This is a genomic window from Bifidobacterium samirii (genome assembly GCF_003952945.1).
In the GTDB taxonomy this organism is placed as follows: Bacteria; Actinomycetota; Actinomycetes; order Actinomycetales; family Bifidobacteriaceae; genus Bifidobacterium; species Bifidobacterium samirii.
In genome coordinates this window covers 15,270-29,698 of the sequence record NZ_QXGK01000005.1, presented here as the reverse complement: position 1 = coordinate 29,698, position 14,429 = coordinate 15,270, and the positions used below count along the sequence as shown (strand labels likewise).

The window sequence follows — 14,429 nt, the reverse complement described above, 5'->3', positions numbered from 1 at the left end:
GACGCGGCCGGCGGGTCCCGGCCGACCGGACGACCGGACGACCTGCCGGCGGGTCCCGAATGGCGGAATGGCGGCGTTTACGGGTCGGAACGTCGGTAGAATGAAATTTTGCGTATGTGACGTACGCGCACGCATCCGCCGGCGTCGGGGAACGAATCGGCCCACGGCGCGACGGCGGCTATTCCAAGGAAAAGGAGGAGTGATGGGTCAGGATCAATCATCGGTATTCGATCTGGCGGCGGTGGCCGCGGCGTCCAACGGAGGGAACAACGACCCGCTGCTGCCTCCGGCGCGCTTCATCGGCGACCCGCAGAAGCCGAGCCGCATGCCCTACAACAAGTACGCGTCCTACAGCCAGCAGGTGCCGTTCGACTACCCGGACCGCACGTGGCCGGGCAAGCGCCTGCAGCGCGCGCCCCGCTGGTGCTCCGTCGACCTGCGCGACGGCAACCAGGCGCTCGTCAACCCGATGGACTCCGAGCGCAAGCTGCGCTTCTGGAACCTGCTCGTGTCGATGGGCTTCAAGGAGATCGAGGTCGGCTTCCCGTCCGCCTCGGAGACCGACTACGACTTCATCCGCATGCTCATCGAGCGTGAGCTGATCCCGGACGACGTGACCATCGCCGTGCTCACCCAGTGCCGCGAGCACCTGATCCGCAAGACCTACGAGTGCCTCAAGGGCGCCAAGCGCGCCGTCGTGCACTTCTACAACTCGGTGTCCGTGCTGCAGCGCGAAGTCGTGTTCAAGAAGAACCGCGAGGAGATCAAGCAGCTCGCCATCGACGCCGCCAAGCTGTGCAAGGAGCTGGAGGGCGAGGCCAAGGGCATCGACCTGTACTACGAGTACAGCCCCGAATCGTTCACCGGCACCGAACCCGAGTACGCGGTCGAGGTGTGCAACGCGGTCATCGGCGTCATCAAGCCGACGCCGGAGCACAAGATGATCGTCAACCTGCCGGCCACGGTCGAGATGACCACGCCGAACGTGTTCGCCGACCAGGTCGAATACGTGTCCAACAACCTCGACGACCGCGACTCGGTCGTCCTGTCGCTCCACCCGCACAACGACGAGGGCATGGGCGTGGCCGCCACCGAGCTGGCGCTGCTGGCCGGCGCCGACCGCGTCGAGGGCTGCCTGCTGGGCAACGGCGAGCGCACCGGCAACGTCGACCTGGTGACGCTGGGCCTCAACCTGCTCACGCAGGGCATCGACCCGCAGATCGACTACTCGAACGTGCCGGAGATCCGCAAGACCGTCGAGTACTGCAACCAGATCAAGATCTCGGAGCGTCACCCGTACGCGGGCAACTTCGTGTTCACCGCGTTCTCCGGCTCGCATCAGGACGCGATCAAGAAGGGCCTGGAGGCGCGTCAGATCGCGGCCGACCGCGCCGGCGCCGACCTCGACAGCTTCGTGTGGCTCGTCCCGTACCTGCCGATCGACCCGAAGGACATCGGCTCGACGTACGAGGCGATCATCCGCGTCAACTCGCAGTCCGGCAAGGGCGGCATGGCGTACCTGCTCAAGACGAACCACAACCTCGACCTGCCCAAGCGCCTGCAGATCGAGTTCGACCGCATCGTGCAGAAGTACGCGGACGACACCAAGAAGGAAGTCAAGGACGAGGACATCTGGCGCCTGTTCAAGGACGAGTACCTGCCGGTCGAGGAGACCGGCGCGACCGCCGCGGGCGTCATCGTCGGCGACACGCACGACGCGACGCTCGAGCAGTGGGGCCGCCTCAAGCTCCTCAAGGTGTCCGTCTCGTCCGGCGAGGACGGCTCCGACACCGTGCTCAAGGCGCGCGTGCTCGACCGCGGCGTGACCGCCGGCGCCGAGCCGAAGATCCGCGAGGTCAGCGGCATGGGCAACGGCCCGATCGCCGCGTTCATCAACGCGATCTCCAATCTGGGCGTCGAAGTGTCGGTGCTCGACTACGTGGAGCACACCATGTCGGTCGGCACGGACGCCATGGCGGCATCCTACGTCGAATGCCAGGTCGGCGAGGACGCGGAGAGCCAGATCATCTGGGGCGTGGGTATCGACTCGTCGATCATCACCAGCTCGCTCAAGGCGATCATCTCCGCGGTGAACCGCTCCGAGCGCTGAACCGTCTGACGGCGGTGCGTCCGGCGCCACCGCCGTAAGAGATACGACAAGCGGCCTCCTCCCGATCGGGAGGAGGCCGCTTTCGTTCGTTTCCGTGGATTGGTATGCGTCCCGATGGGGACGCCGCATACCAATCCACGTTTCGTGCCGCCGTTTCGTGGATTGGTATGCGATGACGTCGTCGGGACGCATACCAATCCACGAAACAGGGGGACAGCGGATGTCGGGACTGGGATGGTTACCTTCTGGCGCCCCAGATGGCCCGGTTGCCGCCGATGGCGCTGAACGTCAGCGTCGGCGAGCCGTCGGTCTCGCGCGGCAGGACGGCGAACACACCGGTGTGGGAGACGCCGTCGATGACGATCTCCATGTCGGATGCGCAGCAGCGCACGCCGGCGGGCGTCGCGCCGGTCAGCCGCCACGATCCGCGCGATACCGGTCCATCGGTCGCGCGCGGCAGGTTCGCTTCCGGCGTGTCGAAGAAGTCGACGACGCCGCCGGAGGTGACGCGTCCGTCGGCGTGCAGCTCGATGCGCTCCGGCACGTTCACGCCGTGCCATGAGCCGTCGTCGTCGCGGCGTCCGTCGAAGAACGTGTGCGGATCGTGGCGCACCAGGTCGTACGTGCCGGCCAGCGACGCGGGATGGGCGCCGGCGTCCGCCGGGTCGGCGGCGTCGAGGCGCGGCGGGACGGCGTCGGCGCCGCGGTACTCGTACGGCGCCGCGGCGAGCCAGCCGTCGGCGGTGGGCAGCAGTTCGCGGATGTGCGTCTCGTAGTCCTCGTCGTCGGCGCCGTGCGGACGGTCGAGGAACCGCGTGTGGTAGACGAGGAAGAGCCGCCCGTCGGCGCCGCGCGTCAGCACGGAGTTGTGGCCCTGCGACACTTCGACCGTGGCGTCGCGGTCCGGCCCGCCCTCCCACATGACCGACGAGGTGAGCCGGATGCCGGTGTCCTTCTCGTGGTTGTCGGGGATCTCGCCGTTGGCGATGGCGGGGTTGCCGTTCTGGTCGACGTACGGGCCGAGCAGGTGGCGCGACCGGAACAGGCGGATCTGGTAGCCGCCGGTGCGTCCGAGCCAGCCGTACGCCATGAACAGGTACCACCAGCCGTCGCGGCGCACGAAGTACGAGCCTTCGCCGGAGTTCCAGTAGCCGCCGGCGATCTTGACGCCGTAGTACGGGTCGGAGGCGTCGTGCACGAGCGGGTAGCGGGCGGTGTAGTCGCGCAGTCCGGTGGCGGGGTCGAGACGGAACATCCAGATGCCGCCGAACCATGATCCGACGCTCATCCACAGCTCGCCGTGCTCGCAGCGGATGGGGGCCGCGTCGATCGCGTTGATGCGCGTGTCCTTGAGGGAGCGGTACCGGGTCAGGTCGCGCGCCTCGGACGGGGCGTCGGCGAGCACGCGCGGCACGTCGGTGCGCTCCACGTTCTCGGGGGAGAATCCGGAGTAGACGACGGGACCCGCGTAGGTCCAGTCGCCGTCGAGCCGGTCGGCGGTCAGGAGCGCGATCACGGAGCGGAACTCGTGGCCGTTGACCGACAGATACATGCACCACTTGCCCATCGTGGGGTTCCAGATCACGTCGGGAGCCCAGGTGTTGCCGAGCAGGTCGGGGTTCTCCGGCTGCTTGGGCCACGCCTCCCAGATGCCGGCGAGCACGCCGTACGGGTCGCGGGTGAGGTTGTTCTCGAAGCGCTCCCAGTGCACCAGGTCGGTGCTGCGTGCGCAGCGGCGGTGCGTGCCGAAGATGTAGTACGTGCCGTGGTCCTCGACGATCGCCGGATCGTGGATCGCGATGCGCCCGTCGTCGAGCGGGTGTTCGATGAATCGTTCGTCCATGGCGGCCTTCGCTACTTCTGGGAGCCCCACACGCAGATGTTGCCGCCGATGGCGCTGAACGTCATGACGTCCTTGCCGTCCTTGTCGCGCGGCAGCTTGTCGAACGCGCCGGTGTAGGTGACGCCGTCGATGACGAACGTGGCGGTGCCGGTGCCGTCGGAGGCATCGAGCTTCCAGATGCCGGTGGCGTCGCCGGTGATGGTGCCGTCCTCGGCGAGGGTGATGTCGACGGGCTTGTTGACGCCGCGGTAGTTGGTGCTGTTCTTCTCGTTGACCTTCTTGGGGCCCTTGAACGAGGTGTTCTGCTGGTGGATCACGAACTCGTAGTCGCCGGCCACGTTTTCGGCGGAGTATTCGGTGTCGGCCGCCTTGGTGCCGGTGTACTCGTACGGGGCGGCGACGAGCCAGCCGTCGGAGGTGGTGAGCAGTTCGTGGACGCGCACCTCGTGCTTCTCGCCGGAGCCGGAGAAGCGGGTGTGGTAGACGAGGTAGGTGGTGCCGTCGTCGTCGGTGAAGGCGGAGTTGTGGCCCTGCGCGACCTCGATGTTGCCGTTGTCGTTGCCGCTCCACTGGATGGAGCTCATCAGGCGCACGCCGACCTCGCTCTGCCAGTTGTTGCCGATGGCGCGGGTGCTGACGGCGGTGTTGCCGGATTCGTCGACGTACGGGCCGGTGATCTTGTCGGAGCGGAACATGCGGATCTGATAGCCGCCGGTCTGCTGGAGGTTGCCGTAGGAGGCGAACAGGTACCAGTAGTCGCCGGAGTGCAGCAGGTAGGAGCCTTCGCCGGAGTTGCCGAAGCCGCCGCCGAGCTTGACGCCGTAGTAGGCGTCGGACTGGTTGGGGACCGTCTCGTAGGTGGTCGTGTAGTCGCGCAGGCCGGTGGCCGGGTCGAGCTTGAACATCCACATGCCGCCGAACCACGAGCCGAAGGTCATCCACATGTCGCCGTTCTCGTCGGACTTGACGCACGGGTCGATGGCGTTGATGCCGGTGTCGGTCTGCGAGGCGTAGCGGGTCAGGTCGGCGCCTTCGCCCAGGACCTTCCACACGTCGGTCTTGCCGGCGTTGACCTTCTCGAATCCGGAGTAGACGACCGGGCCGACGTAGGTCCAGTCGCCCTCGATGTCGTCGGCGGTGAGCAGCACGATCACGGAGCGGTAGTTGGCGCCGTTGACGGACATGTACATGCACCACTTGCCCATCGTCTCGTTCCACACGACGTCGGGCGCCCACATGTTGCCTTCGAGTTCGGGGTTGGACGACTGCTTGGCCCAGTCGGTCCAGATGTCGCCCAGCACATCGTTGTAATCGGTGCTGAGGTTGTTGGTGAACGTGTCCCAGTTGATCAGGTCGTCGCTCTTGAGCCAGGCGCGGTGGGATCCGAAGATGTAGTACTTGCCGTTCGCCTTGACGATCGACGGGTCGTGCGATTCGCCGCGCTTGATGGACGTCGTCTCGGCGCTCTGCGTGTCGGTGGTCTGACGGGTGCCGGCGGCGTTGTCGGAGGAGCATCCCGCGAGGGTGCCGAGGGTGCCGAGGGCGAGCGTGATGGCGATGATTCCGGCGGCCGCCCTGCGCGCCGTGCTGGCCAGTGTCATGGGTTCTCCTTGCTGTCGGCGGCGGCCGTCGGATCGGTGCGACCGGGCCGCGCATGTTGTACAACGATGTAATCCGGTGTACACTCTACATCGTTGTAAATCATCTGTCGACACGAAGGCGAGTCATGATGCCGAAAACCCGTTCCCTGCTGTGCTATACCCGCGTCGCCACCCGCCGCGAGGAGGCGAACAACGACGACATCGCGCTGAGCATGCATCTGGCACTGCGATCCCCGCTCACCGGTGCGTGGGAGCCGCTCAACGAGAACTATGGCATCTTCTTCGCCGCCGCCGTGCCGGTATCGGGCACCTACGACTCCTCCGCCCCGACCGGCTGCCGCCGCGCCTGCCCCGCGGCGGCCCGCTTCGCCGACGCCGACCGCTTCGACGGGGACCGCCCCGTCAGCGAGGCGGTCGCGTACGGCGCGGTGATGCCCGGCGTCGACGTGACGCTCAAAAGCCTGACCGACCCCCACCTGTTCCGTCTCGCCGACGGCCGCTTCGGCGTGGCCGCGACCCGCGTCGCGCGCGGCGGCGACGCCGACGGCAGCGAGCGCAGCGCGTTCCTGCTGGCCGTCAGCCGCGACCTGACCGCCTACGACCGTCTCGGCATGGTCGTGCTCGACACCGCCGCCGGCGTGCGCCGTCCGCAGGTCGCCTACGACGACGCGGCGGCCCGCTACGTCATCCGCTGGCGCGACGACGAGGGCCGTCCGATGCGCGCCCTGTGCGACGACATCACCGCAGCCGTCGGCCGCGTCCTGCCGGTCGAGGCCGACCCGGACGCGCCGGAGCGCGAACCGGAGCGTCCGGCCGTCGGCGCGTACGGCATCGCCGACGCCGTCGCCGGCAACGTGATCACGGTCAGCGCCAAGGAGGCGGCCGTGCTGACCTCCCGATTCGGGCGCATCTACAACACGGGCGCGTCGGTGCGCCCCTATTCGCTCGACGGATCGCTGCGCGGCGACGACGCGCGTGCGGCGGTCGCCGCGCTCGGCAAGGCGTGCGCCGACCTGTCGTACAGCGACGGCTCCACCGCGGTGCGCGCCGTCGACTGGGACCGTGCCGCGCTCGACGCGCTGGCCGAGGACGCGGCGGCCGGCCGTCTGGAGCCGGGCCGCACGGTCGCGGTGCCCGGCCGCGTGCGCCAGAGCGTGTATCCGGTCCCGTTCGCCGTCGAACGCGCCGACCCGTCGGTGTTCGCCTGGAAGTTCAACGGCGAGCCGATGTTCCTGTTCATCGCCACCGACGACACCGACGGCAACTGCGTCGACCCGAACGGCGGCCGCACGCACATGCCGCTGCGCGTCGCCTCGTCGATCGCCGAGCTTTCGGACGCGGCCGGAGGCCGGGACCGCGAGATCGACCTGCTGACCTGCGGCGATCTCAACTCGGAAGGCCGTGCGATGACCGGCTGCTTCTGGGCGCCCGAGCTGCACGTCATCGGCGGACGCCTGTCGGTGCTGTTCATGCCCTGCTTCGACGGCGGGGCCGAGAATCCGGACGGCACGCCCAACGACCGCGCCGGCAAGCCGGACATGTGGACGGGGCGCTGCCACATCATGCAGCTTCGGAAGGATGCCGACGGCCGCGACCTCGACCCGCGCGATCCGGCCAACTGGAGCGTGCCCGAGCCGATCCTGGGCTTGGGCGGCGCGATCCTCAACCCGGTGCAGCGCATCTCCCTGGACATGACCGTCATCAACGACTCCGGACGCTGGTACTACGCGTGGCAGCAGGTCGGCAGCGTGTGGATCGCGCCGTTCGACCCGGCCTCGCCGGCGCAGCTGACCGGCGAGCCGACGCAGATCGTCGTGCCCGAATTCGCGTGGGACAACCTCATCGCGGAGGGGCCGAACGCGTTCGTGCACGAGGGGACCATCTACCTGATCTACTCCGGTTCGCTCGTCGGCATCGACTACACGACCGGTCTGGTGACCGCGCCGGCCGGCCGCGGCGTCGACCTGACCGATCCGGCCTCGTGGACCAAGCTCGACTACCCGCTGCAGAAGTCCGGCGTGTACAACGGCGAATGGCAGCTGGGCACCGGCCATGGCATGTGGTCGCACGACGAGGACGGCAACCTCATCTACGTGTTCCACAACGCCGAGTACGAGGAGGGTCGTTACGGCGGCCGCGACGCCCAGGTGCGCCGCGTCCACTGGTCCGCCGAGGGCATGCCCGTGCTTGACATGCAGGCCGATGAGGAGCTCGATCCGGCCTATGCTGGTATGACGATGTACGTTACGGTGCGGTGAATCGCACCGACCCCCGTCCGCGAGCCGCTCTCGCGGACGGGGATGCGCCTTCCGGTCGGGGTGCGGGCCGTGGGCGGTCCTTTTGTCCGAGAACAGAACATGGAGCACAGCAATGGGTAGAACAGCGGCATCCGGCGCCGAGCGCGGCGTGACGATGCGCGACGTGGCGAAGGCCGCGGGCGTGTCGATCAAGACCGTGTCGAACGTCGTCAACGACTACGAATTCGTGTCCGACGCGACGCGCAAGCGCGTGAGCCGGGCGATCGACGAGCTCGGCTACAGCGTCAACGTGTCGGCGAGGAACCTGCGCAAGGGGCGCTCGGGCATCATCGCGCTGGTCGTGCCGGACCTGCAGATGCCGTACTTCGCGCAGCTGTCGTCGCTGGTCATCACCGAGGCGAAGAAGCTGGGGCTGCGCGTCATCGTCGAGCCGACCCTCTACTCGCGCGAGGGCGAGCTGAACGCGCTGCACGGCACGCAGACCGGCATGGTGGACGGCATCATCTACAGCCCGCTGGAGCTCGGTCAGGACGACGTGGCCGAGCTGGACGTGGAATGCCCGCTGGTGCTCATCGGCGAGCGCATCTTCACCGACCGGGTCGACCACATCGCCACGGAGAACGTGGAGGGCGCCAAGCGCGCCACGTCGTATCTGCTGCAGACCGGCTGCCGGCGCGTGGCCGTCGTGGGCGTGCACCCGGGCGAGACGGTCGGTTCGGCGGCGCTGCGATTCCAGGGGTACCGGGAGGCGCTGGAGGAGTCCGGCGTCGAGTTCGATCCGGCTCTGGTGGTGCCGTCGGTCATGTGGCACCGCAGCGACGGCGAGCGGGCGATGAACGACCTGCTGGACGCCGGCGTCGTGCCCGACGGCGTCGTCGCGCTCAACGACATGCTCGCCTCCGGCGTGATGCACGCGATCCAGATGCGCGGCATGAACGTGCCGGACGACATCGCGGTGATCGGCTTCGACAACTCCGACGATTCGCAGTACCTGTCGCCGTCGCTCACGTCGATCGCCCCCGGTCTGGAGGCGGTGGCGCGCCTGAGCGTGCGCGTGCTCAACGACCGCATCGACGGCCGGCTGCCGCTGGGTGTGGCCGACGGCGCGCATGTGTTCCGCAAGGTCGCCTCCACGCTCGTCGTGCGCGAGTCCACCCGCCCGCTCAACTAGCCGGCTGCGGTATCTGCGCGCCGCGTAGCGCAGATACCGCATTGTCGTGCGGCTTTTTCCTCTCACCACTTATGGCGGACCCGTTGGGGGAGCTGCTCGTCCGCTCTGAGCCGTCCGAGGTCGGTCAGGTACGGGTCGCATGCGGTGACGATGGCGTCGGCGAGCTGTAGAACGCGGGCGATGCTCAGCAGGGAATCCGTCCGGACGGCCTTGCCCTGCTCGAGATTGGATACGGTGGTCGGGCTGACGCCCGAGCGCTGTGCGACATCGGCGATGGTCAGCGACAGCAGCCTGCGTTGCTGGGAGAACCGTTCGCCGACCGTGCGCAGGTCGCGCCGCACCTTGGTGGGGACGTATTTCATGATGGGTACCTCCGCCAATCATCGTCATAATATTGATTAACTTGGATAATCTACAGTTTACTAATGATTATTGCGCCCCGATGGTCATGCCGCCGTCGGGGCGCGCCGGTATGTGCGGCCGATTTGTTCCAACGTTGTAAAGCTGGTATATTCAACGTTGTAAATCACTGTGTTGTGTGGATTGCAAAGGACGAACAATGGCTGTTTACAACAATCCGATCGTGCTCCAGCGCGCCGATCCGTGGGTCATCAAGGTCGACGGCGAGTACTGGTTCACCGCATCCGATCCGAACTACGACTGCATCGCCATCCGTCACGCGAAGACGATCAACGAGCTGCAGAAGGCGCCCGAGACCGTCGTGTGGCGCAAGCACGAGTCCGGCGAGTGCAGCAAGTACATCTGGGCCCCCGAGCTGCACCGCATCAACGGCGCGTGGTACATCTACTTCGCCGGCGCCGAGCACGAGTTCGAACCCAACGGCATGCCGACCCACCGCATGTTCGTGCTCGAGAACACCGACGAGGATCCCACCACCGACAACTGGGTGGAGAAGGGCCGCATCGTCACCCCGATGGACTCGTTCTCGCTCGACGCCACCACCGAGGTGATCGACGGCGTGCAGTACCTGGTGTGGGCGCAGAAGGACTACGACATCCCGGGCAACTCCAACCTGTACATCGCCCCGATGGCGAACCCGTGGACGCTGGCCGCCGACCCGGTCATGCTCACCAAGCCCGAATACGACTGGGAGTGCATCGACTTCCTCGTCAACGAGGGCCCGGCGTTCCTGTTCCACGACGACAAGATCTACATCACGTACTCGGCCTCCGGCACCGGCGTGCCGTACGCGGTGGGTCTGCTGACCGCCGAGCGCGGCGCCGACCTGCTCGACCCGAAGAGCTGGACCAAGAGCCCGGTGCCGGTGTTCCGCACCTGCGCCGAGAACGGCCAGTACGGCCCCGGCCACAACTCGTTCGTCAAGTCCGAGGACGACGCCGACGACCTGATGATCTACCACGCGCGCAACTACACCGAGATCGAGGGCGACCCGCTGTTCGACCCGAACCGCCACGCCCGCGTCGGCGTCGTGCGCTGGACCGAGTCCGGCCCCGACTTCGGCGTCCCGGAGCCGGACGTCGTGTGGTCCCCGACGACCACCAACGTGCTGCCGGCCGACGGCGGCCCGCTCGCCGGCACCCCGGTCGAGGCCCGATAGGGGAGCGCCCCCGGGCTGCGCCGGAGCCGTCCGTCGTGACCCGTCCACCCGCCCGCCGGCCGGAGCGCACTGCGCCCCGGCCGGCGCCGTTTTAGCGGCGAAGGTCCGCAAAACGGCGGCATTCTAGGCGTGTCATCGGATTTGTACAACGATAGAAAACGCTGTATAATCATAATTACAACGTTGCAAAGAAAGCAACGGTCCCGAGTGGACGGTCGAGAACAACGGTGTGACGCGCGGGCGTCTTGTCCAAGCCCTGAACGGCAAGGCGAAGACGGACGCGGCTGACCGACTCCCGGCTTCGGGGCCAAACTTGGGAAACCAAGGAACCAAGGAGGAATCCAAATGGAAATGAAGAAGCGCATGGTCGCCGCGACGGCTCTGGTGCTGTCCGCCGGTCTGGCCCTGTCCGGCTGCGGCGCCGACAACGGCGGCGGCGAGGCCGAGAAGACCGCCGACGGCAAGATCAAGATCGTCATGTGGCACGGCTTCTCCGAGGCCGACGGCAAGACGCTGGAGTCCATCGCCGACGAGTTCAACAAGTCCCAGGACAAGTACGAGATCGACGCCCAGCTGCAGCCGTGGAGCACCATCGGCGAGACGATGGTGACCAAGGTCTCCACCGGTGACGGCCCGGACTTCGTGACCACCGGCGCCGACAACGGCCAGGGCTGGTCCCTCGACGGCACTTTCCAGTGCGTGACCGACTTCTACGAGGATTCCCAGTACGAGACCGAGAACTACATCCAGAACGTGGTCGACCAGATCACCTTCGACATCGACGGCACCGAGGAGAAGTGCGCCGTCCCGATGGGCTACGCCCCGACCGCCGTGTGGTACAACACCGAGATGTGGAAGGCCGCCGGCCTGACCGAGGCCGACTACCCGACCACGTGGGACGAGCTGCTCGAAGTCGCCAAGAAGCTGACCAAGTCCGACGGCTCCCAGTACGGCATCGCCCTCCCGGATCTGGGCTGGGCCCCGTTCATGAAGGGCAACGGCACCGGCCTGTACACCACCGACGGCAAGGTCTCCATCAACACCCCGGAGAACAAGGCCTTCCTCGAGAAGATGCGCGACTTCTACAAGGGCGGCTACACCGTGTCCGGCATGGACGAGACCGCGGCCCGCGAATCCTTCGAGTCCGGCCAGTCCGCGATGGTGATCGTCGGCCCGTGGGAGGACCAGGCGGCCACCGACAAGGGCATCGACCATGACCTGTTCCCGGTTCCGTCCGGTGACGGCACCTACGTCTACCCGGATGGCACCTCCGGCTCCAACACCGGCTCCACCGGCCTGTACTGGTGGGTCACCTCGCAGGTCGGCGACTCCGAGAAGCTGCCCGGCATCTACGAGTTCTTCAAGTTCTACAACAACCACGACAACCAGGTGAAGTGGTCCCTCGGCTCCGCCTACCCGCCGAACAACACCACCGTCACCGCCGACGAGCTCTCCGAGCGTCCGCTGATCGCCAAGATCGCCGAGAACACCGACAAGTCCTTCATCGGCATCGCCGGCCTCAAGGGCGGCTTCGGCGACATCTCCGCCACCCTCGACACCCTGACCTCCAACACGACCCGTACCGACGACGACATCCAGTCGCTGCTCGACGACGCCGAGACCGCGATCCAGGGCTACCTCGACGAGTACGCCGAGTAACCGTAACCACCGTCGGTCCCCGGTGATGGGGCCTGACGCGCGATGACAGGCGACCGGGCCGCCCGATCGTGGCCGCCCGGTCGCCTGTCGTCTTTCATGACCCGCGCCCGGCCGCAGGGTCATCGACCACTCGTCATTCCATTGGAGGAGCACATGACCAACGCAACACCCGCCAAGGACGGTTCGCATCAGGTCGCCAAGGAGAACAAGAAGGCCATCCAGGCGCGCAACCTGCGCACCGGCCTCCTGTTCACGGCGCCCGCGCTCATCGTCCTCGCGATCTTCGTCTTCTACCCGGCCATCCAGACGTTCATCACGTCGCTGACCAACGGCCGCATCACCTCGAACTCCCGACGCCCGGCCAAGTTCATCGGACTCAAGAACTACATCGACCTGTTCATGAGCGCCGACTTCCGCACCGACGTCAAGAACACCCTCGTCTACGCAGTGCTCTACGCCCCGATCGTCGTGATCGTCGCACTCGCGTTCGCACTGCTGCTCAACCGCAAGGACCTCAAGTTCGTCGGATTCTTCCGCACCTGCATGTTCCTGCCGTTCGTCATCTCCCTGACCGTCGCCGCCATCGCCTGGCAGTTCATCCTCTCCCCGTCGCTGGGCCTGATCCCGTACTGGATCTCCTGCCTGGGAGGCCCGGCCCACCTCGACCTGCTCGGCACCCGAGAGACGGCCATGGCCACCATCGTCTTCATCACCGTGTGGAAGAACTTCGGCTACTTCATGGTCATCTTCTTGGCCGGCCTGCAGGGCATCTCCGCCGAACTGTACGAGGCCGCGTCCCTCGACGGCGCCAGCGCTTGGCAGAAGTTCCGCTACATCACCCTGCCGGCCCTGCGCCCGACCTTCAACTACGTGGTCATCTTCGGTCTGATCGGCTCCTTCCAGGTGTTCGATCAGGTGTTCATCCTGACTTCCGGCGGCCCCGCCCGCGCCACCGAGACCATCGTGTACCGCATCTACACCGAGGCATTCGGCAACGGCAAGCTCGGCTACGCGTCCGCCCTGTCGTACGTGCTGCTGATCATGACGCTCATCGTCGGCCTCATCCAGCTGTACACCAACAACAAGCATGAGAAGGAGGAGATCGCATGAGTACCGCCACCTCCGTGACCCTGTCCGCCGCGCAGGAGGCCGAGAACCGCCGTATCAACGACGAGAACGAACGCCTGCGCAAGGCCGCCCGCACCAAGCGCCGTATCAGCCTTGGGCTGAGCTACTTCGCACTCATCCTCGTGACCTTCCTGATGATCTTCCCGCTGCTGATCGTCGTGCTGGTCTCGTTCACCCCCAACGAGGTCACGCAAACCTGGCCGCCGAAGGTCATCCCGAGCGCCTTCACGCTGGGCAACTACACTGACCTGTTCTCCCGTCTGCCAATCGGCCGCGAGCTGCTGAACACCGTCGTGTTCGCCGGCGCAGTCACGCTCATCTCCGTCACCTTCGACGCACTCGCCGCGTACGGCCTGTCCCGCGTGGACTTCAAGGGCCGCGGCCTGCTGCTGGGCGTGCTCATCGCCACGATGATGATCCCGGGCATGGCCCTGCTCATCCCGGTCTACAAGCTGCTCGCCTCCATGGGCCTGATCAACAGCTACCTCGGCATCATCATCCCGCGTATGGCCGATGTCGGCGGCATCTTCCTGCTGCGCCAGTTCTTCATCTCCATCCCGAAGGACCTCGACAACGCGGCCCGCATCGACGGTGCAGGCGAGCTGCGCATCTTCGCGCAGATCATCCTGCCGAACGCCGTGCCGGCGATCCTGACCGTGGGCATGTTCAACTTCATGGGCAACTGGAACGACCTGCTCTGGCCGTTGATCATGACCTCCAAGCCGGAGACCCGCACCATCACCGCGGGCCTTGCGATGCTGACCGGCCACGGCTCCTCCGTCACCCCGTACGGCGTGGTGATGGCCGGCGCCCTGATCTCCGCCCTGCCGCTGCTCATCGTGTTCTTCCTCGTGCAGAAGCGCTTCGTCGAAGGCATCGCGATGACCGGCATGAAGTAAACCCCTGCCGCTCTCTCCTGTTCTCCTCCACAGGCCGCCGCCGGACCCCTCCGGCGGCGGCCTTTTCCATGCCCGGCGCCGCCGATCGGCCGGGTCCGACTCATGCCATACGATGGAGCGCGACCATACCGATCCGCGCGAAGGCGCCGGCCCCGACGATGGAGCCGCAGGCCGTGCGGAC

At 66.7% G+C, this 14,429-nt stretch carries 10 protein-coding genes; 7 read left to right on the top strand and 3 right to left on the bottom strand.

The annotated features are described in order from the left end of the window. Positions 1-202 precede the first annotated feature (202 nt). Positions 203-2,110 (top strand): 2-isopropylmalate synthase, encoded by a 1,908-nt coding sequence (gene leuA / locus D2E24_RS03570; RefSeq protein WP_125967963.1) that lies wholly within the window; start codon positions 203-205, stop codon positions 2,108-2,110. Between the two features lie 238 nt (positions 2,111-2,348). On the opposite strand, the gene D2E24_RS03565 is transcribed toward leuA, so the two are convergent. Then, entirely contained in the window at positions 2,349-3,953 is a 1,605-nt protein-coding gene (locus D2E24_RS03565; RefSeq protein ID WP_125967962.1) for a glycoside hydrolase family 43 protein, read from the bottom strand. Positions 3,954-3,964: 11 nt separating this feature from the next. Further along, complete coding sequence (locus D2E24_RS03560; RefSeq protein WP_125967961.1) at positions 3,965-5,554, bottom strand: glycoside hydrolase family 43 protein; 1,590 nt, start codon at positions 5,552-5,554, stop codon at positions 3,965-3,967. Between the two features lie 128 nt (positions 5,555-5,682). On the opposite strand from D2E24_RS03560, the gene D2E24_RS03555 reads away from it, so the two are divergent. Continuing rightward, entirely contained in the window at positions 5,683-7,812 is a 2,130-nt protein-coding gene (locus D2E24_RS03555) for a family 43 glycosylhydrolase (protein WP_125968039.1), read from the top strand. A 112-nt stretch (positions 7,813-7,924) separates the two neighbouring features. Continuing rightward, positions 7,925-8,983, top strand: a complete 1,059-nt coding sequence (locus tag D2E24_RS03550; protein ID WP_125967960.1) for a LacI family DNA-binding transcriptional regulator — start codon at positions 7,925-7,927, stop codon at positions 8,981-8,983. A 62-nt stretch (positions 8,984-9,045) separates the two neighbouring features. On the opposite strand, the gene D2E24_RS03545 is transcribed toward D2E24_RS03550, so the two are convergent. Further along, entirely contained in the window at positions 9,046-9,345 is a 300-nt protein-coding gene (locus D2E24_RS03545; RefSeq protein ID WP_125967959.1) for a helix-turn-helix domain-containing protein, read from the bottom strand. A 197-nt stretch (positions 9,346-9,542) separates the two neighbouring features. On the opposite strand from D2E24_RS03545, the gene D2E24_RS03540 reads away from it, so the two are divergent. From D2E24_RS03540 to D2E24_RS03525, 4 genes are all read left to right on the top strand, one after another. Next, positions 9,543-10,562 (top strand): glycoside hydrolase family 43 protein, encoded by a 1,020-nt coding sequence (locus D2E24_RS03540; protein WP_125967958.1) that lies wholly within the window; start codon positions 9,543-9,545, stop codon positions 10,560-10,562. Between the two features lie 345 nt (positions 10,563-10,907). Then, positions 10,908-12,221, top strand: a complete 1,314-nt coding sequence (locus tag D2E24_RS03535; protein ID WP_125967957.1) for an ABC transporter substrate-binding protein — start codon at positions 10,908-10,910, stop codon at positions 12,219-12,221. A gap of 153 nt (positions 12,222-12,374) precedes the next feature. After that, positions 12,375-13,331, top strand: coding sequence for a carbohydrate ABC transporter permease (locus D2E24_RS03530; RefSeq protein ID WP_125967956.1), 957 nt, complete (start codon positions 12,375-12,377; stop codon positions 13,329-13,331). Further along, positions 13,328-14,248, top strand: a complete 921-nt coding sequence (locus tag D2E24_RS03525) for a carbohydrate ABC transporter permease (protein ID WP_125967955.1) — start codon at positions 13,328-13,330, stop codon at positions 14,246-14,248. Before D2E24_RS03530 ends, D2E24_RS03525 begins: the two co-directional genes overlap by 4 nt. The last annotated feature ends 181 nt before the right edge of the window (positions 14,249-14,429 follow it).